Annotated in this window: 23 protein-coding genes; 11 read left to right on the forward strand and 12 right to left on the reverse strand. The window is 44.7% G+C overall.

Annotation, left to right across the window (positions count from 1 at the left end):
* Positions 1-46 precede the first annotated feature (46 nt).
* Positions 47-1,279, reverse strand: coding sequence for a tryptophan synthase subunit beta (gene trpB / locus GLO7428_RS08320; protein ID WP_015188121.1), 1,233 nt, complete (start codon positions 1,277-1,279; stop codon positions 47-49).
* A gap of 142 nt (positions 1,280-1,421) precedes the next feature.
* Here trpB and GLO7428_RS08325 point away from each other — a divergent pair, with 142 nt between their 5' ends.
* Both GLO7428_RS08325 and GLO7428_RS26555 read left to right on the forward strand, forming a co-directional pair.
* On the forward strand, positions 1,422-1,769 hold the full coding sequence (locus tag GLO7428_RS08325) for a translation initiation factor (protein ID WP_015188122.1): 348 nt from the start codon (positions 1,422-1,424) through the stop codon (positions 1,767-1,769).
* Between the two features lie 102 nt (positions 1,770-1,871).
* Positions 1,872-2,030, forward strand: a complete 159-nt coding sequence (locus GLO7428_RS26555) for a YqaE/Pmp3 family membrane protein (protein ID WP_015188123.1) — start codon at positions 1,872-1,874, stop codon at positions 2,028-2,030.
* 87 nt (positions 2,031-2,117) lie between these two features.
* On the opposite strand, the gene GLO7428_RS08335 is transcribed toward GLO7428_RS26555, so the two are convergent.
* From GLO7428_RS08335 to GLO7428_RS08345, 3 genes are read right to left on the reverse strand one after another with little or no spacing between them, the layout of a single operon-like run.
* Positions 2,118-2,315, reverse strand: a complete 198-nt coding sequence (locus GLO7428_RS08335; protein WP_041918560.1) for a hypothetical protein — start codon at positions 2,313-2,315, stop codon at positions 2,118-2,120.
* 14 nt (positions 2,316-2,329) lie between these two features.
* On the reverse strand, positions 2,330-3,124 hold the full coding sequence (locus GLO7428_RS08340; protein ID WP_015188125.1) for a dienelactone hydrolase family protein: 795 nt from the start codon (positions 3,122-3,124) through the stop codon (positions 2,330-2,332).
* 23 nt (positions 3,125-3,147) lie between these two features.
* Positions 3,148-4,761: an NAD(P)H-quinone oxidoreductase subunit 4 gene (locus tag GLO7428_RS08345; RefSeq protein WP_041918561.1), complete on the reverse strand. Its 1,614-nt coding sequence runs from the start codon at positions 4,759-4,761 to the stop codon at positions 3,148-3,150.
* A gap of 460 nt (positions 4,762-5,221) precedes the next feature.
* Here GLO7428_RS08345 and GLO7428_RS08350 point away from each other — a divergent pair, with 460 nt between their 5' ends.
* A complete protein-coding gene (locus GLO7428_RS08350; RefSeq protein WP_015188127.1) occupies positions 5,222-6,058 on the forward strand; it encodes a class I SAM-dependent methyltransferase in 837 nt (278 codons plus the stop codon).
* A 95-nt stretch (positions 6,059-6,153) separates the two neighbouring features.
* On the opposite strand, the gene GLO7428_RS08355 is transcribed toward GLO7428_RS08350, so the two are convergent.
* Both GLO7428_RS08355 and thrB read right to left on the reverse strand, forming a co-directional pair.
* Positions 6,154-6,651: a hypothetical protein gene (locus GLO7428_RS08355; RefSeq protein WP_015188128.1), complete on the reverse strand. Its 498-nt coding sequence runs from the start codon at positions 6,649-6,651 to the stop codon at positions 6,154-6,156.
* 8 nt (positions 6,652-6,659) lie between these two features.
* Positions 6,660-7,604 (reverse strand): homoserine kinase, encoded by a 945-nt coding sequence (gene thrB / locus GLO7428_RS08360; RefSeq protein WP_041918562.1) that lies wholly within the window; start codon positions 7,602-7,604, stop codon positions 6,660-6,662.
* A 134-nt stretch (positions 7,605-7,738) separates the two neighbouring features.
* Here thrB and GLO7428_RS08365 point away from each other — a divergent pair, with 134 nt between their 5' ends.
* Both GLO7428_RS08365 and GLO7428_RS08370 read left to right on the forward strand, forming a co-directional pair.
* Positions 7,739-8,134 (forward strand): VOC family protein, encoded by a 396-nt coding sequence (locus GLO7428_RS08365; protein ID WP_015188130.1) that lies wholly within the window; start codon positions 7,739-7,741, stop codon positions 8,132-8,134.
* A 108-nt stretch (positions 8,135-8,242) separates the two neighbouring features.
* Positions 8,243-9,052: a MerR family transcriptional regulator gene (locus GLO7428_RS08370; protein WP_015188131.1), complete on the forward strand. Its 810-nt coding sequence runs from the start codon at positions 8,243-8,245 to the stop codon at positions 9,050-9,052.
* Between the two features lie 133 nt (positions 9,053-9,185).
* Here the strand turns inward: GLO7428_RS08370 and GLO7428_RS08375 are convergent, their stop codons facing one another.
* The 3 genes from GLO7428_RS08375 to GLO7428_RS08385 form a co-directional block, all read right to left on the reverse strand.
* Positions 9,186-10,046, reverse strand: coding sequence for a DMT family transporter (locus GLO7428_RS08375; RefSeq protein ID WP_015188132.1), 861 nt, complete (start codon positions 10,044-10,046; stop codon positions 9,186-9,188).
* A 16-nt stretch (positions 10,047-10,062) separates the two neighbouring features.
* Entirely contained in the window at positions 10,063-11,136 is a 1,074-nt protein-coding gene (locus GLO7428_RS29590; RefSeq protein ID WP_041919017.1) for a bifunctional transcriptional activator/DNA repair enzyme AdaA, read from the reverse strand.
* A 107-nt stretch (positions 11,137-11,243) separates the two neighbouring features.
* The gene (locus tag GLO7428_RS08385; protein ID WP_015188134.1) at positions 11,244-12,722 is read right to left on the reverse strand and encodes a PLP-dependent aminotransferase family protein; all 1,479 of its coding nucleotides are present in this window, start codon (positions 12,720-12,722) and stop codon (positions 11,244-11,246) included.
* Between the two features lie 212 nt (positions 12,723-12,934).
* Here GLO7428_RS08385 and GLO7428_RS08390 point away from each other — a divergent pair, with 212 nt between their 5' ends.
* The 4 genes from GLO7428_RS08390 to GLO7428_RS08405 all read left to right on the forward strand — a co-directional run bounded on the left by GLO7428_RS08390 (position 12,935) and on the right by GLO7428_RS08405 (position 17,181).
* A complete protein-coding gene (locus GLO7428_RS08390) occupies positions 12,935-13,180 on the forward strand; it encodes a hypothetical protein (protein WP_015188135.1) in 246 nt (81 codons plus the stop codon).
* A gap of 434 nt (positions 13,181-13,614) precedes the next feature.
* A complete protein-coding gene (locus GLO7428_RS08395; RefSeq protein ID WP_015188136.1) occupies positions 13,615-15,309 on the forward strand; it encodes a hypothetical protein in 1,695 nt (564 codons plus the stop codon).
* Between the two features lie 20 nt (positions 15,310-15,329).
* Complete coding sequence (locus tag GLO7428_RS08400; protein ID WP_015188137.1) at positions 15,330-16,415, forward strand: bifunctional 2-polyprenyl-6-hydroxyphenol methylase/3-demethylubiquinol 3-O-methyltransferase UbiG; 1,086 nt, start codon at positions 15,330-15,332, stop codon at positions 16,413-16,415.
* 625 nt (positions 16,416-17,040) lie between these two features.
* Positions 17,041-17,181, forward strand: a complete 141-nt coding sequence (locus GLO7428_RS08405; protein WP_155823623.1) for a hypothetical protein — start codon at positions 17,041-17,043, stop codon at positions 17,179-17,181.
* A 451-nt stretch (positions 17,182-17,632) separates the two neighbouring features.
* On the opposite strand, the gene GLO7428_RS08410 is transcribed toward GLO7428_RS08405, so the two are convergent.
* Both GLO7428_RS08410 and GLO7428_RS08415 read right to left on the reverse strand, forming a co-directional pair.
* The gene (locus GLO7428_RS08410) at positions 17,633-18,895 is read right to left on the reverse strand and encodes an HhoA/HhoB/HtrA family serine endopeptidase (RefSeq protein ID WP_015188139.1); all 1,263 of its coding nucleotides are present in this window, start codon (positions 18,893-18,895) and stop codon (positions 17,633-17,635) included.
* A 639-nt stretch (positions 18,896-19,534) separates the two neighbouring features.
* On the reverse strand, positions 19,535-20,377 hold the full coding sequence (locus GLO7428_RS08415; RefSeq protein WP_015188140.1) for a prephenate/arogenate dehydrogenase: 843 nt from the start codon (positions 20,375-20,377) through the stop codon (positions 19,535-19,537).
* 62 nt (positions 20,378-20,439) lie between these two features.
* On the opposite strand from GLO7428_RS08415, the gene GLO7428_RS08420 reads away from it, so the two are divergent.
* Together GLO7428_RS08420 and GLO7428_RS08425 are read left to right on the forward strand one after the other, a co-directional pair.
* On the forward strand, positions 20,440-21,042 hold the full coding sequence (locus tag GLO7428_RS08420; RefSeq protein WP_015188141.1) for a DUF1517 domain-containing protein: 603 nt from the start codon (positions 20,440-20,442) through the stop codon (positions 21,040-21,042).
* Between the two features lie 80 nt (positions 21,043-21,122).
* Complete coding sequence (locus GLO7428_RS08425) at positions 21,123-22,031, forward strand: hypothetical protein (RefSeq protein ID WP_015188142.1); 909 nt, start codon at positions 21,123-21,125, stop codon at positions 22,029-22,031.
* Positions 22,032-22,163: 132 nt separating this feature from the next.
* Here GLO7428_RS08425 and GLO7428_RS08430 read toward each other — a convergent pair whose 3' ends face one another.
* Positions 22,164-23,834: a Ppx/GppA phosphatase family protein gene (locus GLO7428_RS08430; protein ID WP_015188143.1), complete on the reverse strand. Its 1,671-nt coding sequence runs from the start codon at positions 23,832-23,834 to the stop codon at positions 22,164-22,166.
* Between the last annotated feature and the right edge of the window lie 37 nt (positions 23,835-23,871).

Genomic DNA, 23,871 nt, shown 5'->3' on the forward strand with positions numbered 1-23,871 from the left:
AAAGAAAGGTAGAGAGACAATTGAACCAATTACCTATAACCAAAATCTACTGAAGATGCTTCGCGACAGTTTGCACATCTTTATCGCCACGCCCTGAACAGTTGATGACAATTCGCGGACTTCCTTCGAGTTGCGGACATAAAGTATCGAGATATGCGATCGCGTGTGCAGTTTCAAGCGCCGGAATAATTCCCTCTAGCTGCGCTGTACGCTTAAATGCGGCTAACGCTTCTTCATCAGTAACGCTGTAATATTCTGCTCGTTGTATGTCTTTTAAATAGCTATGCTCAGGTCCTACCCCAGGATAATCTAACCCTGCACTAATTGAGTGTGCTTCTAAAACTTGACCGTCATCGTCTTGTAAGAGATAACTCATCGCCCCGTGTAACACGCCAACCCGTCCCTGAGTCAAAGTAGCCGCGTGTTTTTCAGTATTGACGCCTTCGCCTGCGGCTTCAACACCAATTAATCTTACAGAGGAATCATTCACAAATTCATGAAATAAGCCCATTGCATTAGAACCACCACCCACACACGCGAGAAGAATATCAGGTAATCCCCCCCATTTTTCTAGACACTGCGTGCGAGTTTCTTTACCAATCACAGCATGAAAATCACGTACAATCATGGGATACGGGTGCGGACCTGCAACCGAACCTAAAATATAGTGAGTCGTTTCTACATTCGTTACCCAATCGCGAATTGCTTCAGAAGTTGCATCCTTAAGCGTTCCTGTTCCCGCTGAAACAGGGCTAACTTCCGCGCCCATTAACCGCATCCGAAACACGTTAAGGCTTTGGCGTTCCATATCTTGAACGCCCATGTAAATTATGCATTTTAAGCCAAATCTCGCGCAAACTGTAGCCGTGGCAACGCCGTGTTGTCCTGCACCTGTTTCGGCAATAATCCGCTGTTTACCCATGCGCTTGGCAAGTAATACTTGCGCTAGGGCATTATTAATTTTGTGCGCGCCAGTATGATTCAAATCTTCGCGCTTTAAATAAATTTGTGCGCCTGTGCCATCAGGTCGGGCATAATGTGCCGTCAGACGTTCCGCGAAATATAATGGCGTAGCCCTTCCTACATAATCTCGCAGCAATTCTTGTAACTCGGCGATAAATTCTGGATCGTGGCGATATAGTTGATATGCTGCTTCTAGTTGAGTCAAAGCCGGCATCAACGTTTCAGGTACATATTTACCACCAAAGCGCCCAAAGCGTCCGAGTGAGTCGGGGCGTTGTTCAGCTTGCGATTGCGCAGGTAAGGGAGTAGTAGTCACAGACTGGCTAAAATAACAAAATACGGTTAATTAATTATAAATTAAACTCTCAGACCTATTCCTATTTCATAATTATTTATTCTCCTCTGCTCCTCTGCTTCCTCTGCTCGCGTATGCTGAAGTTTAGAGTTAAGTAATTACTATGGCTGCTGCGAATCGTAAATCTTCGGATAGTCCCTATGTTTACCGCGAGTTTGGCGGCGACAATTCCCCTGCACTCGAACGCGGAACCCAGGAATTACCACCTGCGCAACAAAATCTCCGCGTCCAAGCTTCGCGTAAAGGACGCAAGGGTAAAACAGTAACGGTAATTACTGGTTTTCAAACAAAACCCGAAAATTTAACTGCACTGGTAAAGCAGTTAAAAACGCAATGCGGTACTGGCGGAACTGTCAAAGATAACGAAATTGAAATTCAAGGCGATCACAAGCAAAAAATCGTGGAAATCCTTACTCAACTAGGCTATAAAGCAAAAATCAGTGGTGGCTAAGCCCTGTGTTAGTATAAATACAATTTAAGACTATCTTAAGAAATCAGCCTCTACCGTTCATCGACGATCAGGCTGGCAAATTGTTGTTAGATTGAAATAAAAATGGACATTATTCGATTACTTTGTGCAATCTTCCTACCGCCACTTGGTGTTTTCTTGCAGGTAGGATTAGGTCGAGATTTTTGGATTAACGTCCTTCTCACTTTACTAGGTTACATTCCAGGAATCGTTCACGCGGTTTGGATCATTCTTTCCAAATAAGCTGTCCATAAAAATGCCAAACAGCGCCCGATCGCAATAAGCGCTGCTAAATAATAAGTTTAAATACAAATATAAAACCCAATCAGCTTATTCTTCTAAAGGTTTATTTTCAAAATATCCTGTTTCACATAAAGAGTGCTTTACTAAGTCCATCTCAAAAATAAACTTAGGATCGCCACTACGCATAGAATCCAAAGCAGTCACTAGTTTAGACACTACCTTCAACGTAGCATCTAATTTTTCCTCCAACTCTGCAACTCTAGCCACAAGGTCTTGTTCACTCATTTCTCTGTGGTTCGTTACCTTACACCAAATATCTCCGCGAAAAACTGCCGCATATCCTGCCAAGAACGGCGATCAGCTAACTGATTATACGCTGTACCTTGAGATTTATCATTACCCGCTTCAGGATTTGTAAAACTGTGAACAGCACCACCATAAGCGATTAATTGCCAATCTACGCCAGCGGTACCCATTTCCTCAGCAAAGCCTAAAACTTGTTCAGGCGGTACTAGAGGATCTTCCGCACCATGTAAAACAAGTACTTTGCCTTTGATATTTTTCGCATCACTGGGATTTGGTGTATCAAGACTACCGTGAAAACTGACGACACCAGCGACATTTGCCCCACTACGCGCGAGTTCCAACACAGTGCTACCACCGAAACAGTATCCAATAGCAGCAATGCGTTGGACATCAGTTAAAGAATTTTTTTGGAGAACCTGTAACCCCGCCAAAGCGCGATCGCGCATCAACTGACGGTTAGATCTGTAGATTTTAGCTTGTGCTGCTGCTTCTTGGGGATTTTTAGGTCGAATACCTTTACCGTAAATATCAGCTGCAAACGCAACGTATCCTAGTTTTGCTAATTGTTGTGCGCGTTGTTGGATATAGGGATTAATTCCTGTCCACTCATGAACAACCATCACGCCAGGACGTCTACCTTGAATTTCATCATCATAGGCAAGATATCCTTCTAATACCGTGTTGCCTTGCTTGTATTGTACAACTTGTGTTCTAACTACAGCTTGGGCAACAGTGCTAAACGCTAAAGCAAAAATAGGAGCAAGTAAAAGTGAGCGTAAGATCTTCATTGCGTTGACAGTGGAACTTTGACTTATTCGCTAGCAATCAGTACTTGTGATTCAGGTACAGCCAGCTGTGGTGCAACTAATGCAGTTGAGTATAAAGGCGATCGCTGCTTTTGCGCGATAACTGTCGGTAAAACTTGACGTACTTGCGCTGCAACCGCAACTGTTTTTACATCATACGTCTGAGTTGCCAACTTTGGATACATCCCGATGCCGATAATTGGTAGCAACAAGCAAGCTGCAATAAATACCTCGCGTGGCTTCGCATCCCCAAGATACTCTTCAATCACAATGCCAGTATTGTCTTTGCCGTAAAACACTTGGCGCAGCATCGACAACAAGTAGATTGGAGTTAAAATCACGCCCACCGCAGCTAAGAGAGTTACAACAACCTTAAACGCAGGATTGTAAGCATCACTCGTGGTAATTCCCAAGAAGATCGTTAATTCACCAACAAAGCCACTCATTCCAGGTAGCGCTAATGAAGCCATCGCCCCAGCGGTGAAGAGTGCGAAAACTTTGGGCATTGCTTGCGCCATACCACCCATTTTCTCCATGATCAGCGTATGCGTGCGCTCGTAGGTGACTCCGGATAAGAAGAACAAGCTAGCCGCAATCAAACCATGCGATACCATTTGCAGTACTGCACCACCGATACCAAGTTCGGTAAACGAAGCAATACCGATTAGCACAAAACCCATGTGCGCGATCGAAGAATAAGCTAAGCGGCGCTTGAGATTTGTTTGCGCAAACGCGGTTAATGCACCGTAGACAATATTGACGACACCTAAAATAGCGAGTACAGGAGCAAACGCAACATGAGCCGAGGGCAACATTTCGATATTCATGCGAATTAGCCCGTAGCCTGCCATTTTGAGCAATACACCCGCCAAAATCATTGATACAGGTGCAGAAGCTTCACTGTGCGCGTCTGGAAGCCAAGTGTGTAATGGGAAAATTGGTAACTTAACGCCAAAAGCAATGAGTAATGCAGCGTAAACTAATAATTCAAACGCTCTAGGATATTGCTTAATACCCAAGGTTGCCATGTCAAAGGTAACAACATCGCCATACATTGCCATCGCAAACGCGGCGACGAGGATAAATATCGATCCCGCAGCGGTGTAGAGGATAAACTTTGTTGCGGCGTAGCGGCGATTTTGTCCTCCCCAAATCGAAATCAGCAAGTAAACAGGTACTAATTCGAGTTCCCACATCAGGAAGAACAGCAGCATATCTTGGGCAACAAAGACGCCAATTTGCGCGCTGTACATCATCAGCATCAACGCGAAAAATAAGCGTGGCTTTTTCGTCACGTTCCACGCTGCCAAGATTGACAAAGTTGTCACAAAGCCTGTTAACAATACCAACGGTAACGATAAGCCATCTACCGCAACCGACCAATTCATGCCTAGCTGGGGTATCCAAGGATAGCTTTCAGCAAGTTGAAATGTTGAGATTTGTAAATCGTAGTTCTGCCAAACGGCGTATACCATCAGAACGAAGTCCGCAATTCCTACACCCAAGGCGTACCAGCGAACTGTTTTACCTTGATTGTCTGGAATCAAAGGAATGGCTAGGGCAGCCACTAGCGGTAACAGAATGACAGTTGTTAACCAAGGAATTTGTATGCTAAGCATGACTGAGGATAAATACCTATTGCCTATGACATACATTCTATTAAGTTACGTGAAGTTTTGAGAAGGTGTATTTTGGATATTTACATTGACATCATAAGAATAAATACTTACTAGACTTTGCTATTACAAATCTTAATGAATAAATGTTAAGCTGGCAACTGAAGTCACGGCTAAGTAAACATAGACGCGCAGCGGTGAGTAGCGCGTTGGGCGGTGCCGACTTGAAGCGACTGCGAACCCGAAGGGCTTCCCGCAGGGTAGTCCACGCACGTGAACTTTAAACCTCCTGCATGAATGCTTGACGAATAAATTCGCAGTCAAACAAAAGACAATCTACCACTGTGAACTTATTGATAAGAGTTTTGCTTCGTACGAAAGTACACTTTGCTTGAGTAGCCCCTGACTTCAGTCAAAGGGCGTTTGTGATTCATGCAGCAAGTCTTTTGTAAAGGTTCCCTCAATGACAGCGAAACAACCTCATGGCTGGTACACTACCGTTGCTAGTGTCTACACTTCAGAACAAAGAAAAAACTGGTACAGTACAGCAGCAGATGCTTACAACCGAGTCAGACCGCGCTATCCGCAACAGTTGATTTACCGTGCTGTCGAGTGGGCTAAACTGCCTGATGATGGAGTTATTTTAGAAGTAGGCTGTGGTCCTGGGATTGCAACAGTCGCGTTTGCAGATCTTGGCTTTTCGATGGTTTGTTTGGAACCAAACCAAGAAATGTGGCAGTTAGCACAGCAAAATTGCTTACAGTATCCGAACGTAGAAATTATCAATGCTTCATTTGAAGAATGGCAGTTAGAGGCTAGGAAATTCGATGCTGTAATTGCTGCAACTTCTTTTCATTGGATTTCACCTGAAATTGGGTATCAAAAAGCTGCTGCTGCGCTGCAAGATAAGGCTTCGTTCATTTTGCTGTGGAATGCGATTCCGATTCAACCTCCACTCGCTATTTATCAACTGTTAGAGGAGGTTTATCAGACTTACGCGCCGTCGCTTGCACAATATGAAGCAAGAAGCATTCAAGAAGAAAATCTCAAAGCGTTTGGACAAGCGGTGATTGATTCAGGGCGATTTAAAGATTTGATGTCTGAACAATTGACTTGGGAAGCGATTCATAGTGTTGATGACTATTTGACGCTTTTAGGTACGTTGTCACCATATATTAGGTTAGAACTGCACAAGCGAGACGCGTTGTTCGCGGGAATCAGGGAATTGTTGGGAAGAAACGGTATTGAGAGGATTCCGGTTGGTTATCTTTCTGTGCTTCAGGTTGCTCAAAGAATGTGAATTTGTGATGATGTGAGCCTGGCGAATAAATTCGCGACTCAATAAACAAAGTCCACCGGCGTGGACTATCGACACAACAACAAATACAAATAATGTTAAACAATGCGATTGACGATTGTTAATACGTCGCCATCGGTGCGGATGTAGGGAACCGAGATCGATTTGAAGCCAGTAATTAAAGGTTTGTAGTACACTTGCCAATAACTGGGACTGAGTTCGTCCGCGATGGCTTTGAGCGATCGCAATTCATCTGCGAGTTCAGCGGCGAGTTGATTAATGCGTTCAGCTTGGGCTTGCGCTTGTTGTTTACCAGCAGCGACGCGTTGTGCTAACGAATCATTTTGGGAAAGTTGCGATGCTAACTTGATTTTTTGCGCAAGTTGTGATTCTAAAGCCGCGATCGCATCATCAATGCCCTTGACTTCAGCGAACAATTGTAAATCTTCTCTAGCACGACGACGGTAAGCAGCCGCGATCGCCTCTGGAGAGGCATTTTCTAAATCTATCGGATCAGTTGTCAGTGAAGTACGTTCCTGACGTAGCGCCGCAATTTGAGCTTGAAGAGCCGTAATTTCTGCTTGGATATCATTCATAGTACCTACTAGGCTACCTCAATCGTGCTACGCGCACCGAACTTATCAATTTCGAGCGATCGCACGTGTGGATTCACTCCTACTTGCTGCCAAGCTTGAGCGATCGCCGCAATTACCGCCTCAGCTTGTCTTTGGTTCGTCAAAGCAAGTAGTGTAGGACCTGCACCACTAATAACCAAACCATACGCCCCAGCAGCGATCGCCGCTTGTTGTACCGCTTCATAAGCGCGAATCAAAGCTTGACGATAAGGCTGATGCAATCGATCCTGCAACGCCGCCCGAATCCAAGCTTCATTTCCCGTCTCCAACCCGCGTAACAATAACCCCAAATGCGCCGTATTAAAAATCGCATCCCCTCGACTCACCTCACTCGGTAAAACTCGCCGCGCCTCAACCGTTGAAAGCTCAAAATCAGGAATCGCCACCACAGGCACTATGCTCTCATGCCAAGGCACATCACAAACTTCCCAACCTTTGCGTCCTTGGTGCCTTTGTGGTTCATTTCCCCCAACACTCGCCGCCAACCGACATCCCCCCAACAACGCCGGAACCACATTATCAGGATGTCCTTCCAAAGCGATCGCCAACTCCATCACCGCATTTGTATCAAGTGGTTCCCCTGCCAGTAGATTTCCCCCAACCAAACCCCCAACAATAGCTGTTGCGGAACTTCCCAAACCCCGCGCTAGCGGCACATCCATCGCAATATCTATATGCACAGATGGTGGTGTTTGTTCGATATGTTCATATAATTTGACAAACGAGCGATAAACCAAATTAGTCTCATCCGTGCGGACGCGATCGCTTTCTGTTCCTGTCACGCGAATTGCGACTTCCTCTTGATGCGTAAACTTGAAATGGTTATACAGCGTCAACGCTGCACCAATACAATCAAAACCAGGACCTAAGTTAGCCGTTGTCGCCGGAACCGAGACAGAGACAGAGTGAGTCATTACTGATTGTGTCATACCACAGACCGACGCAAATCATATCAGAATTCATTCACCAATATCGACGCCAAGCTTGACTCTGCCCTTGGGGAAGAGTGTTTACTGTGAATTAAATGCAACAGAGGTGATACATAGTTATGAAACTAGGAGCGATTCATCATATTGCCTTGACGGTATCTGATATGGAGCGATCAGAAGCTTTTTACAACAAACTACTCGGCTTTATGGGTTATGAACAAGGCGAAAAAACAGAACAATTAATTCTTTGGGCAAGTTCTCACAGTGCGATGACGATTTCTCCAGCGAAGCAGCAATTTCATCAAAAATGCGATCGCTATTCTCCAGGATTGCATCATCTAGCGTTTAGTGCCGATCGTCGCGAAGATATAGACAAACTGTATCAAGAACTGCTCGAGCAGCAAGTTACAATTCTCGATCCGCCTGCTGAATATGACTATCTACCAGGTTACTATGCTGTCTACTTTCTCGACCCCGATGGTATCAAATTGGAATTAGCACATACACCCACTTGATAATTTGAAGTAAGTGGATGAAAATGAACATAAATTCAAGGTGGGTAAATGTTAACTGGTAATTGGTCATTATTTAAACACTAATAACTATTACCCAAAACCGGAAGAATGCTGAAAATCGGCGACTTTTCCAAACTCAGCCATGTATCAATCAAAGCATTGCGTCTCTACGACCAAATGGGATTACTTAAACCAGTACACGTAGATGAGTTTACTGGCTATCGCTATTACGCAGCCCATCAGTTACCTCGACTCAATCGCATTTTGGCACTCAAAGATTTAGGTTTCTCGCTAGAACAAATTGCCAAGCTTCTAAATGAAATTTCACCAGCACAAATTCAGGGAATGCTGCAACTGAAGCACGCTGAACTACAACGATTAGTTGCAGAAGAACAAGCAAGATTACAGCGCGTCGCAGCGAGACTTCAGCAGATGGAAGAGGATAACATGCCTGATTATGATGTTGTTGTCAAAACTGTTACCCCGATTAAAGTTGCGGCAATTCGGGAAATAATACCAAGCTTTCACGCTGTGGCAGGGCTTTATGATGAGTTACTAGAATATTTGCGACTTTGTCAAGGAGTTAAAGAAAGTAGTTACTGTGCAGGAATTTGGCACGACAGTGCATATAAAGATACGGATATTGATTGGGAAGTTGCGATCGCAGTAGAAGAGGTGTATGGTAGCGATCGCATCAAAGTCTACGAACTACCCCGCGTGGAAATGGCTTGTGTTGTCCACAATGGCAGTTACAACACGATTAGCCGCGCCTACGCTGCATTACCTGCTTGGATTGAAGCTAGTGGCTATAAAATTACGGGTTCCAACCGTGAAGTTTATATTGTTGGTGGCAATCAACAAGACGATGAATCTTATGTCACAGAAGTGCAATTTCCTGTAAAAAAGCTTGACAGCTAAAGTTGTGGCTGAACTAAAGGCGATGAGCTAATTACGAATCGAAGATCGCTAATCGCTTCAGGGGTAAAGTTTAGTGTAACTGCGATTTCATGCGCTAAGCTCTTCTGTGTTAAAAAGTTCTTAAAATTCATTTCTAGTGTTTTGTATTAAAAACTAGCCAAATACTCAATAAAATTGTTATAAGTCCAATGATTAAGCCAAAGTTAACGGGTTCACCAAGTAGAGTTTTTCCAAATAGCAGACTGAAAACAGGAATCAGAAAAGTGACGGTTGCTGCTTGGGTTGCACCTGCCTTAGCAATTAGTTGAAAGTAGAGTAAATAGGCAAACGCTGTACAGGCGATCGCAAGTGTGATTACTGCGAGAATGACTTCAGTAGAGGGAACAGTATTGGGGATAGACGTAAAAGTAACAGGAATAAGTAAAACGCTAGAACCAACCAATTGCCCGATTGCGGTTTCAGTTGCTCGGTTGTGCCTAAATCTCCGACGCGCATATACAGCAGCAATACCATAAAAGAGTGCAGCAATTAAAGCTGATAGTCCTCCTAAAATGACTGATAGCGACAGTAGCAAAGGACTCCATCCAACTAAGATGGCAACTCCAACAATACCAAGCAATAGCCCTACAATTTTTCGTTTATTTAATGGTTCCTTGAGCCAGATAGCTGCTACGATTGCAGTGAATAAAGGAGTTGTTGCATTGAGAATCGCTGCAATCGATGCATTGAGATTAACAATAGCGATCGCAATCAATATGAAAGGAATTACATTATTTAGTAAACCCAATAAAAGATAGGACAACCAACGGGTTTTGAGAGTGGAGAGTTGTTGTGCAAGCACTCCATATAAACCCAATGCACATGCTGCAATAATGACCCGTAAGCTGATGGTGAAGAATACTCCTAAAACGGGAGCCGTAATTCGGATAAATAAATACGAACTACCCCAAAGCGCGGCTAGTAAGAATAAACGCGCTAAATCAATCGGTTTCATGCCTAAAATTGCCGAACTACTGAATTGTCTCGTTGCTTGGTAACTTTCCAGTACGCTCCAGTTCTAACAGTAAGCGTTTTCGCCAAAGTCCACCGCCGTATCCAGTTAACTGCCCATTTTTGCCAATCACGCGATGGCAAGGAATGAGGATATTGATCCGATTCATTCCATTCGCTCTGGCTACGGCACGAACTGCTGTTGGTTGATTGATGCGTCGAGCCAGTTCGTCATAAGAAATTGTTTTCCCATAGGGAATGCGCTGTAGCTCTGACCAAACTTGTTCTTGAAATGTAGTACCGCGAGAAACTAAAGGAATTGTAAACTCGGTCAGCTGCCCCACAAAATAACGAGAAAGTTCCGCTCGCAAATGCTCGATGTGGGAATTTGTGACAGGCAGAACGGGATAGCCAAACTGTTTGCGGATTGTGGCGTAGTTATGCTCTAGCATTCGCCTATCTGCGTATTCAATCAAACATACACCTTCACTGACTGCACCAACCAGCAATGCTCCTAGAGGTGTTTCTAAAATTTGCGTTGCGATAAAGTCACTGGTTTGGCTCTGCCCTGGCGGGACACCAAAGACTTTACTGAAAGCTTCTCTAAAACCACTATGGGATTCATATTGATTAGTGAAGACAACATCATCGAGTGTGGCTCCCGCGCGGATTTGAGTGAAAGCATTCGCCAGACGTCGTCCGCGACACCATTCTACAAACGTCATTCCGTAATGCTCTTGAAACCAGCGCCGGACTCGTTCAGGAGTTAAACCCAGCGAACGAAGTTCTACATCTGTAATTTTGACATTTGGTGTAGTTTCTACACGCTGCATCAACCTCGCAACCCAATCTGGCAGTACCCCGTATACCTCCAAAGGATGACATCGTTTGCACGGACGATATCCTGCAAAAACGGCATCTCGAATTGTGGGAAAAAATTCAATGTTTTCCGGTTTTGGGCGGGCAGGACAAGACGGGCGACAGAAAATACCTGTGGTGCGGACAGCTACAAAAAACACGCCGTCATAACTAGTATCCTTACGATAAAACGCTTGCTCCATTTCGGTGTGTGATGGCGAGAGCTTTAAAGTCATTTGAACAGCTACGTAACTGGATTCCATGTCAGCTATTTTTGCAACCCAAAGAATTGCTGTCTACCGAAAAAGCGACATGACGTTTACGTTATCAATGCGAACAACGCTCAAGCAGTGCGTGACAAATACGCTTGCACTAATTCTCCCAATACTGCAATACCTCGCTCAATCTTGTCTGGCGATAGCGTAAAATTGAGACGTAATGCCGGATAGCCTTGTTGTCCTGGGAAAAACGGTGTTCCTTCAGCAACAAAAACTCCGCGTGATAATGCTTGCTGATAAATTTCAGCCATTGGGACGGCGGGCATTTGTACCCACAAGAAAGTACCACCATTAGGAACCGTCCACGATGCGGAGGGCGGGAAATACTTTTGCAAAGCAGCTAACATTGCCGTTTGACTTTGACGATGTTGGGCTTGTAAGTGTGCTAAGTGATGGCGATAGTGTCCTGATGCAAGATATTCGCTCACAATCGCTTGAGATACTGTAGACACGTGCAGATCGTCGAGTAATTTGCGTTCGACTAACGGCTGATAATGCTTTCCAGTGACGACTAAGTAACCGACGCGGATACCTGGCATTAAAGTTTTAGAAAAAGTACCAACATAAGTTGCGATATCTTTACGATCTAAAGCTTTAATTGGGGCGGGGACAGGTTCAAAGTTTAACCCTTCATAAGCATTATCTTCTAGAATTACGCAGTCATAACGTTCCGCAAGTTGTAGCAATTGCTGACGATGTGCTTGCGAAGTGGTGATTCCGGTAGGATTGTGCAAGGTGCTGACGGTAAAAATCAGCTTTGGGCGATACGTGTAGAGATTCTTTTCTAATAACTCCAGATTCATTCCTTCAGCGGTCATTGGAATACCGATGACTCTTGCTCCCATGCTGTATAAAAGTGATAGCATTCCGTGCCAGGTAGGACTTTCAACGATGACCCAATCGCCTGGTTTGACGTAGTAGTGAACAACGAGCGACAGCCCTTGCTTAGAACCATTGGTAATAATGAGATCCTCTGGTGTGACATTCATGCCATGCTGCTGTACAAGCATACGGCTGATTTGCTGCCGCAGCATTAATTGCCCTTGCGGATTGTCGTAGTTAAATAAACTACCAGTCACTTGCTTAACTGCTCTGCGGGCGATACGCGGTAAATCTTCTAAACCGGAGTCTGAGGGAAACCCGCTACTTAAGTCAATCATTCCTGGTGAGGAACGCGCTTGCAGCGATGCCATATAGTGATTGAAAAACGCGCCGCTTTTTGCTTCCTCAAATGGATATGGCGGTGGTTGTTCGGAGACAATCACATCTTGCGGCGGTGCAAAATTTGAAACGGATTTTGGCTGAAGAGTGGGATTGACAAAATACCCTGAACCTGGGCGCGCTGCGATTAATCCATCAGCTTCCAGAACGTTGTAGGCTTCGATAACGGTTAGCTTATTAACTCCTGTATTTTCGGCTAAAGCACGAATTGAAGGCAGTTTGTCACCAGTTTGCAAGGCTCCGGTTTCGATTAAACGACGAATGCGATCGCGGATCTGTAAATAAACTGCTTTGGATGAATGCCGCTCTAAAGGAATTCTCACGGTTCCGTCCTTCTTGAAGAATGACAATCCGATGATGTTTAGTCATCATAAATGATTCTTTGATAGATGTCCTAGTACACTTTCACTTTATTTATCTAGGACAGTTGGTATTGGTTCAAACTGTACTATTTAAAATATTTTATTTTGTACCTTCTTTTAAAAAGAAATTTATAGGAAAACTAAAAATGAAAGAAAAATGATTTTATAAATTTATGAAAAACGTAGTCTTTTCGTATGTATTTTTGCCAAAAAACAACAAATTTAAACAGTTAGTTGAGTTTATTCTGCTTCGCTTATTTCGATACTTAACAAGTCGGGATGATGTACAAGTTTGGCAGAAAAAAGACCGTTATGGGCGTTCTTATTGGCAAGCCTATGATTCAGCAACAGACAAGAAGATTAGCCTTGCTTCTGAAGCTGAAATGCGTATTTGGATTGAACAACGCTATTACAAATAATTATGGAACCCATAGTTTACTTTCTAACTTATGGATGTTGGTTGGTTTATTGTTGGTTATTGACTAATGCTAAAAATCAGCCACTTCCTCCCCCATCACGTTTTCATCATCGGCGTGTTCCTCAAAAAATGAAAATTAGTCTCCGTTGTCAAAAGTATTGGTTTTGAGAGCTTGAATATTAGGAGTACTTTATCTATAAGCGATCGCACTGAAGCACTACTGCAACTAATTTAAATAAACATAAATTCGACCTGCTAGACAATAACATTAAGAATACTGAGATTGAGATTTTGATATTCAGTCTCAGTTCTTTTTTGTCAATGCCTACGATCGCAATTCTTTACTGATCGTATCCTGAAATACAAGTTGAGGCGATGAAGTATTCCTTACAGTCAGTTCAGTTTGGCATTGTTCATGCAAATGAGGTGACGTAAATGAATCGCACGAAACTTCTTTTCAGTTTACTAATCGCTTTAGGAATATCAGAATGGACTGCCACACCATTACAACAGGCGATCGCGTGTCAATCGAGTGGTCATTATCATACCGAATTGGGCGATCGCAAAGTCCCATTATTAAATCTTGGCAGCCACCACCATCCGATTTCAACTAAAAATCCGCTGACGCAACGCTACTTTAATCAAGGACTCATCCTCGCCTACGGCTTCAACCATGCTGAAGCAGAGCGCTCATTCCGCGAAGCCGCAAGACTCGATCCCGACTGCGCGATGTGTTATTGGGGAATCGCCCTAGTTTTAGGTCCAAATATTAACGCATCGATGAACGATGCGGCAGTTCCTAAAGCTTTTGCAGCATTGCAAAAAGCTCAGAATCTAGCACCTAAAGCAAGTCAAGTTGAGCAAGCATACATTCAAGCGTTAGCAAAGCGTTATACTGCACAGCCAGTTAAAGATCGCACGTCACTTGATAAAGCTTATGCCCAAGCTATGCGCGAACTCTCGCAGCGCTATCCCAACGACCTAGACGCCGCGACACTGTATGCTGAAGCCTTAATGGATCTGACACCTTGGAATTTCTGGACGAAGGACGGACAACCGACAACGTACACAAACGAAATTGTATTGACCCTCGAATCAATCTTACAGCGTGCCCCTAATCATCCAGGAGCGAACCACTATTACATTCATGCGGTTGAAGCTTCACAAACTCCAGAACGAGCAATTCCCAGCGCGCAACGGCTAGAGACACTCGTCCCTGATGCTGGACACTTAGTTCATATGCCTTCGCACGTTTACTGGCGTGTAGGGCGCTATTACGATGCTGCACGGATCAACGAACGCGCGATTCGCGTAGATGAAACACATGGCGTCGGTGGAACTCGCGATCAGAATGTCCACAGCTACTATGCATTAGCGTACTATCCGCACAATATTCACTTTCTGTTTGCTGCTGCACAAATGGCAGGGCGTAGCAACTTAGCGCTCGAAGCCGCACGCAAGTTAGTCGCGAAAATTCCTGATCGCGCGTATCGCGAAATTCCTGCGTTGGAAGACTTTAAACCGATGCCTCTCTTTGCCTTAGTACGCTTTGGTAAATGGCAAGAGATCCTTCAAGAACCACAGCCAGCATCCGAACTGCAATATACGACTGGTATGTGGCACTGGGCGCGTGGTTTAGCCTATGTGCGACGTGGAAACCTCGACAAGGCAAAAGCTGAATATGCACAGCTACGCAAAATTGCACAGACAGATGCAATGAAAGAGCTAACCCTAGCATCGTTTCCCCAAGCATCAACGTTGTTAGATATTGCCTCGCACGTACTAGCAGCGGAACTTGCTAGCGCGGAGGGACAAACAAATGCGGCGATCGCACAACTTAAAGAAGCCGTACGCATCCAAGATAATCTGAGCTACATCGAACCGCCAGCTTGGTATTACCCTGTGCGTCATAACTTGGGTTACACCTTACTCAAAGCAGGCCAAGCAAAGGAAGCCGAAGCTGTTTATCGCGAAGATTTAAGACAATATCCGCACAATGGCTGGTCGCTATTTGGACTCGTGCAAAGCTTGCGCGCGCAGGGCAAAACTCAGGAAGCGCAAATGGTACAGCAACGATTTATTGCAGCTTGGAAGTATGCAGACGTCAAGCTCGCTGCCTCACAATTCTAAACACGAAGGAAAATTAACCGATGACGACACAACAAAAGGAAGCTTTGATTGAGCGGTTGCTGAAGTCAGTTGCAGGGACTTTTGATATTTTCACAATTTATATTGGCGATCGCCTAGGTTTCTACCAAGCGCTTGCCGATGGCTGGTTAACTTCGACGGAACTCGCAACTCAAACGAACGCGGTTGAGCGCTATGTGCGTGAATGGCTCGAACAGCAAACAGTTACGGGTATCCTAGAAGTTAATGACGAAAACGCACCAGCAACCACGCGACGCTATCACCTACCTGCGGGACACGTCGAAGCACTCCTCGATCGCGACAGCCTCGATTATCTCACTCCACTAACTTATATGTTGGTAGGCGTGACACGTCCCTTGACGTCATTATTAAATGCTTATCGCAACGGTGGTGGCGTACCTTACAGCGAATACGGAACTATGTTCCGCGAAGGACAAGCAGCAATTAATCGCTCGATGTTTCTTCAGCAGCTAGGCACTCAGTGGCTTCCAGCAATGCCTGATGTTCATGCGCGATTGCAAGCTGATCCACCTGCACAGGTTGCAGACATCGGTTGCGGTGGCGGTTGGTCGAGTATTGGTATTGCGCAAGCATACCCCAAGGTGCAAGTTGATGGATATGACCTCGATCCACCTTCAGTTGAATTGGCACGGCAAAATGTCCGCGAAGCACGATTAATCGATCGCGTCACGATCCATCAGTGTGACGTTAGTCACCCGACAATAACGAAAAAGTATGACTTGGTGACGGCTTTTGAATGTATTCATGATTTGGGTAATCCCGTAGGCGCACTCCAAACTATGCGGCGTCTAGTAGGGGAAAATGGTGCCGTATTGATTGCCGATGAGCGCGTTGGCGATCGCTTTACGGCTGCTGGTAATGATGTTGAGTGGATGATGTACGGCTGGAGTGTTCTACACTGCTTGCCGGTAGGTATGGCAGATGGCGGTGAATCTCACTGTGGCGGTACGGGTACGGTCATGCGGACTGATACCTTGCAACATTATGCCCAAGCCGCCGGTTTCCGTGACGTCGAGGTTTTGCCTATTGATAACTTCTTCTTCCGGTTCTATCGCTTGTATCCTTGATGACTTGCGTCAAGACAAGAAGTATATAAATTTAACTGTCACATTCATTAACATTTTCAACTTTTTGTATCAGTTTTTTCAATATTGAGCTTTAGTATGACAACTGTCTGCTCTAATTTTTTGCCTTGATATTTAACTTTTGCTGCGTGCAGTCTCCTCGTTTTTGAAAAAACTGCTTCCGATGAGGTTGATGTTATGGTTACATTGCATATATGTAATGTAACCTATTCTTTTTTTGCATCTATGCAGTGGATTTGCGCTAAGTGTTGCAACACTTGATTGACCAAAGTTTACAATCAAGAAAGGCTTTGACAGCATAGAATTAAATAGTAGGTTTTACAAATATCCGACACATATTCTTCACGTGGCTGTCATATACAGCTGGTAGTTTAATGATGTTCGGTAGTAAATTACTGCATTATACGTTATCTAATTATTAACCAAATCTAAAGATTTGAGTTGTAGTTGTTCATGAACTGAGCAAGCAATAGCGTTTGAGTAATAATTCAAATTTTAATTTTTAAAAATTCAATTGTTGTTTGAATTAGCTTTATTGTATTCTCAGGAGGATAGTATGTTTTTTACTCAAAGTTTTAAATATCGCTTTCCTTTAATAATAGAATCTATGACAATATCTTCCTTACGTCGCAACTTAAAAGATTGGATTCGCCGAGAGATTGTGGATGACGATCCCTACGATGTGGAAAGCTTGTTTCCTGATGTGAATCAGTTTAAGACTTTGACAGCACAAGACGACAAAGATTAACTTTGCACAAGTGTAGCGAAGCAACAAGTAGCGTTCATATTCCTTAATCAACATCTGTCCTATCCATCGTCTGTATCTTACATTGGTACGCTGGCAAACTATTGCTGTTGCGATCGCGTGACGGATAAGTTATAGCCATATTCAATCGAGTTAGGACAGCTGTGATTTCCCTAAAGGAAGTTTAACCCTGATCCCTGACCTCTATATAATTCATCAGGTACACAATCTTTGAGCCGTGAATTTGTGAATGATAAATTTTTAAGCTCAAAATAAGTAGTTTTTTAGTTATGCCTCATTTTTTCTTTGCGTTCTTTTTAGTCAGTTTAGTGACTATGTTTGCTTTTACGGCGATCGCCTACTTATTTCCTCAAGATTAAGCGAATCGCATTGTAAAAAAATTCCCCTTCTCTTGAAGTAGGGAGAAGGGGTTAAGGTTCTGTCGCCTACTACTTTAATTTTGAGACTGCAACTGAGTAGGAAAAGCCCCCGTATTCAAAGCGAGGTTGACATTTCTACCACCACGACGGACTTCAAGTTGTAGTTGTTCGCCGACTCTTGTATTTTCTACTGCTCTTTGCACAACTTCAGCGGTTGTTGCGTCTTGACCGTTAATGCGGCGAATTACATCGCCTGCGCGCAGTCCGGCACGGGCTGCGGGAGAATTAGGAAGAACTCGCACAATCAAAACGCCGCGATCTTCGGTAATCGTTATACCACTGTTGGGGTCACTGTTAATCTCTTGGCGCAACTCAGGCGTTATTGCTACCATCTGAACGCCAACATAAGGATGTTCGACTCGACCTTGCGCAATCAATTGGCTAGAAATACGTTGGGCGGTGTTAATGGGAATCGCAAAGCCCAAGCCTTGCGCGCCACTTAGAATGGCGGTATTCATCCCGATAACTTCACCGCGCGCGTTCAACAATGGTCCGCCAGAGTTACCTGGATTAATTGCTGCGTCGGTTTGAATAAATTGTACGCGCTTATCAGCCACACCAACTTGATTGCTAGTACGACCTGTAGCGCTGATGATACCAGTTGTTACCGTATTGTCTAATCCTAGCGGGTTGCCGATCGCGATCGCAAATTCACCTGGGCGCAACTGATCCGAGTTACCCATTGTTAATGTTGGTAGCCGATCTGCGTCGATTTTGATGACAGCAACATCGGTGACAGGATCTGTTCCTAGCACTCTACCCGTAAAACGGCGTCCATCGTTGAGTACCACATTTACACTGCGCGCACCATCGACAACGTGAGCATTCGTTAAAATGCGTCCATCGGAACTAATGATGAACCCTGACCCTGTTCCTTGTTGTACTCTTTGTTGCGTTCGGGGAATTTGCGAACCAAAGAATCGACGGAAAAATGGATCGTCAAAAACATCGGGAACGCGAGTCGTGACGGTGCGTGACGCTTCAATCCGTACGACAGCAGGACCAACTCTTTCGACGACATTCGCGACAAAATTGGGGTCGGTTGTGGGGATAGGTGCGGCGATCGCAGGACTAATCGGCGACGTTGCGACACTCGACGATGGTTGAAGTCGCGTTGCGAGATTACTTCCTGAAACTGCGACACCTGCGCCCAATAACATCATTGAAAGGTAACTTGCGGTTTTGTGCCAGGGTGCCGTCAACGATGTCTTTCTTGCAGCGCTTGAGGAGTTGTTAACTTGGCTTGATTGATTTCTTTCTTGTGGTTCGTTTTGCATAGGTTTCACTTACAGCAAAGTCTCATTGATGACTAGATACAAAAATACAAATACTGTTTTAGCAAGGTTCTTTATAGATTGTTGACTGGCTTGTCACCTTGATAGTTTCCTGTTTAACTTATTTTTAGTTTAAACAGCTACTATGTCTTTTTTGTGACAGCTTTATTGCACTTTAATGAAAACGATTCTGCGCAGCAATTTTAGCAGTTATGTTCATGCATTTTACTCATTTAAGCCATACGAATTGATTTCTACAAGCATGGACAGATATGGCAAATACAGATTGGTTTCGCATATATTATTGTTCATAAAGCTATTCCTATCCTTTTTTACGGGTAGCACTACTTGCTTTTCTATATTTTTTGTTATAGATGAATCGCCGAGTTTGTAGGTCTAAAAATCTGGAATCAGAGTAGTAGCTTTAGCATATTCGACACGAATATATTGTACCCAAATTTCTGAACTCATTGCAGGTTTTGCTGTCGTCAAGCTAGTGAGATAGCTACTCTATCTAACACCTAAATAGCATCAACAAGAACGGTTATGACCTGATTACCAAGCGCAATAACATCCTACAGTTGATTTAAGGATGCGATGCTACGCCTCAATGTCACAGGGGGATGTAGGGATGATAAAACATTACTCTTTGAGAAAACGAGGTCGGGCGGAGTGTGTTGATTTGAGTTGTTGTTCTAAAGCTTCCCAGTTTTCTTGTTCGACGATCGCAATCAAGGCATCTAGGTGTTGGCGATACGAGTTCAGCGATCGCAGTAATTCTTGACGATTGTAGCGTGCCATCATCACGCCTAATTCTGAATTCCCACCGCCGACGCGACTGGTGTCGCGAAATCCAGAACTTGCTAAATTCTGCGCCAAAGTTAAAACGTCAGGGTTACTCTCACTCATACACGCGGCGATTAAATTGCTACTCACCATCACGGGTAAATGCGAAATCCAACTTACCGCACGGTCGTGGTCTTCAGGGCGACAGTGGTAAATTTTAGCTTGGAGCGATCGCGCTACTTCCTCAACGATTTGCACTGCGCTTGCTGGAGTTGACGCAATCGGAGTTAATACATACGGGTTGTTGACAAATAACTCTTTTTGTGCAGCTTCAATGCCACTTTCTGTTTTTCCCGCCATGGGGTGTCCGCCCACAAAATTTTGCCATAATGGGGCGATCGCCTCGACGACAGGAACTTTAACCGAACCAACATCGGTGAGAATCGTCGCCGGCGAGAGATGCGGAATCAGTTGCTGTACAGTTGGTAAAATTGCCGCGATGTGCGTACAGATAATAATGACATCAGCACTTTTAAGCGTCGCCAAGTCAATACTCGCGGTATCAACCGCACCGCAGGCGATCGCTTGTTCGCACGTTTGTTCGCGACGACTGACACCCAAAACATGATATCCCTGCGCTCTTAAATCTAAACCTAACGAGCCACCGATTAAACCGAGTCCGACAATGCCAATATTCATAGTGGATGCTTTGTTAACTTAGTAGGCATTAAATCATTTTTGTAAATGGCGAGGATATAAAAATGAATGCATGGCGCGATCGCTTAAATCGAATGACGGGGCGCACCCGCTTTGTTGTCTGTCGTATCTTTGTTCATCTTGCAGGTTCTGACGTCGCACCGTTGCTGGGAATATTAAATCGTACCGCACGCGAAGCGATTGATTCTGAGGGCGACTTAGAAGTTTTGGGCGAAGGCTTAGTAGAAGTTTGCCAAAGCTTATTGCAATACGATGAATACTGGCTTTCTGCGGCTAACGAGGGTGATGTTTTTTGGGACGAAGGAGAAGCAGGTGACTACTTCAACGAGTTGTTTACTGATTCAGCACAGCGATACTTGAGTGAAGTAGACTTAGACAGTGATGCTAATTTGAATGAGCCGCTGTCGCTACCAGCCACCCGCAACGTCATTGTCATGCTGACGGCGGCTTTTGAAGGCGAAGTTCCCGAATTAGAAACAAATTTAGCGGATATTAACGCTTTGAAAGCTGGATTGAAGGCTTTAATTAATTTGCACTATCAAGAAAGACTGCGCGGAATACAAGTGCATTTTTCGCCAGCGCAATTTGGCGATGAATTGACGAATGACCAATTGCTGCAATATTTTCCTGAGTTAGTTCCTTTGTAAGCGATCGCAGTCCTGCCACTAGCCAGGTGTCAGAAGAGTTGAGATCTTGTTAATCTCGAAGTAAGCTGATTTTTGAAAATATGATGACAATCTTGCGGCGATTTACACTGATTTTTTTAACGATAACTTTGTGCTGGACAACGATCGCCTGTGGTAGACCGGAATCGACAACTTCCCAGGTACGCAATGTTGCATCCCCAGTGGCGACAAATACGCGGCTGAGTGATGGACAATACCCCGTCCAGCAAGCGACTTATGATGATGCGACAGGAGAGTATAGTTTATTTTTACTAAATACTCCTCCTGGTGCGCCACCAACGTTTACTACAGCTAACTTGCAGATGGCGCGGCTAACAGATGAAGAAGTCAAAGCAGGTCAAAAAACCTATCTCAAAGTAGAAAACGGTCAGCCAGTTCTATACCTTACCGAAGATTTTAGAATCGAGTACGTTCATAATGTCGCGGAAACTCAAACAAATCCCCAAACCGGACAACAAGAAACCGTGATTGTCCGTCGCGAGACAGGATTTTGGTCGCCGTTTGCGGGTGCTTTAGCAGGTCAAGCAATTGGCAGTTTATTGTTTAGACCGCAATACTACGTACCACCACTTTACCAGCCAGGTGCATCTGTGATTACAGGTTTTGGTGGTTATGGTAGCTCTTATGGTCAAGCCGTCGAGCGCTATCAATCGCGATACAACGCACCGCCGCTTGCCGAAAGAAATCGCCGGTCTAATTTGCGCACAACGGGACGCATCCGAACACCGAGTTACAGACAACCGACAACAACGACACGCCGTAGCACGCCCCGCGTGACGACGAACAATCGTCCTACAGGTTCAGGATTCGGCGCTAGTAACTTGCGATCGGGTAACTCTAATAACCGCCGTCCTTCATCAGGAAGTTTTGGTAGCAGCAACCGTTCGTTTGGATCGAGTCGCAGTCGTAGTAGCGGTGGTTTCCGCAGTAGTGGCGGACGTCGCCGTTAGATGGATAGCAGAGGTCAAAAAATAACGCTCTTATTCCAGCTTGGCGAATGAATTCAGGGTAAGGCATACCTTACCCCTTTAGTGTGCTGCCTTGCACACTTTGTCTGCGTAGCCCCGACTTTAGTCGCAGGGCTACGCCGTTACATGATACGTAGAAGCGGCGATTTCTGATTCAGGTGTTTCTAAGGTCGCGATTAATTTAACATTGTATTCCGCCTCGAACACGTCTTTTTTGTAATCTAAACTCCACAATTCTAAGGCACAGTCGTCGCCTGGTTGCGATGGAGTTAGCCACAAGTGAAATTCTTGCGTTTCTGGGCGATATTCGCTTCGTACTTGCGCGATCGCACCAATTTGACGGCGATCGAGCGCGACAGCTATTCGCAGTAATGCACTCAATTGGCTTACCATTTGGCGGTGTTGTTTTGTCGGTAAGTTGCGGTAGTTATCGTGCTTTTTCTTCGGGGCACTGCGGCGGTGGTAACGCGCGATATTGGCAATGAGTTCGAGTTCGGTTTCGGTGTAGCCAAGAAGTTCGCCGTTACGGATCAGGTAGTACGAGTGTTTGTGATGTGATGAATGACTGACAAAGTGACCGCAGTTGTGTAAAATCGCAGCTGCCCAGAGAAGTTCGCGTTCTTCGGTTCCCCACTGGTGGAGGATTCCTTGCGTTTGATCGAATAAACTCAGTGCAAATGCAGCGATGCGATCGCTATACTCTAACTTGACTTGATATTTTTGGGCAGTTCTAATCACACTGCGTTGGCGTATTGAACCTTGATAGCGTAAGCGATCTTCAATTAAGCCGTGAGTAAGCATCCAGTCTACAATCACACCCTCACGCAGCGCGCGTTCGCAGATTGTAATCGAATCTGCACCTAGCAATGTCATCGCTTCTTGCAAAATGATTAGCCCTGCGACGATAATTTCCGATCGCCGATCCGACATTCCAGGAATGGCAGCACGTTCAGCATAACTTAACTTGCGCAAGCGGTTGAGAATTTCCCGCAAGTCTTTTAGACTCACTTGATAGCCTGTTAAGAGCGAGGGAACCATCCCTAATTTTTCTCGCGCATGGATGACGGCTAGCGTTTCAATCGTCCCCGAAGTTCCTACAAGGCGGAGTGTTTCATCAGGTTGTAACTTGGCTAGCAACTCTTCGACAGGGCGTTCTAACATCCCGCGCACGTATGCTTGCAAGAATTGAAACTCTGCATTACTGATAGGATCGGTGGTGACAAATTCGCTTGAAAGTCGCACTGCACCAACTTTAGTACTACTCAGCGATCGCGGTTCGTGACTGTCACCGAGAATAAGTTCTGTGGAACCGCCGCCAATATCGATAATTCCATGCGGATGGCTATTAAGTTCCATCGCTGACAAAACGCCAAGATAAATGCGTCTTGCTTCTTCTTGTCCTGAAATTAAGTCAACATTGAGATCGAGTTCATCTTTGACTTGTTGTAAGAACTCTTTACCGTTGGGAGATTCGCGTACTGCACTGGTTGCTACTGCAACAATCGTATCTGCATTGAGGCTTCTGGCAATTTCTTGAAACCTGCGTAAAGTTGCGATCGCGCGTGCTATTACTTCGGGTTTTAAATTGCCGTCTGGCGTGCGATCGCCTAACCTAACCGTATCTTTTTCTCTGGCAATAATACTAAAAGTTGGTAGTTCCGGTTTAATGCGCACGACTACCATATGCAAGGAGTTTGTCCCCAAGTCTATGGCAGCGAGGATTTTTTCTTGCTGCATTACCTGAGTAGGAATACTTACCGAACTGGCTGATACTAAATTTACCATGGACACCCACTAGAACTCCAGCCCCGATCCGAATAAC

This window comes from Gloeocapsa sp. PCC 7428 (assembly GCF_000317555.1).
Lineage (GTDB): Bacteria > Cyanobacteriota > Cyanobacteriia > Cyanobacteriales > Chroococcidiopsidaceae > Chroogloeocystis.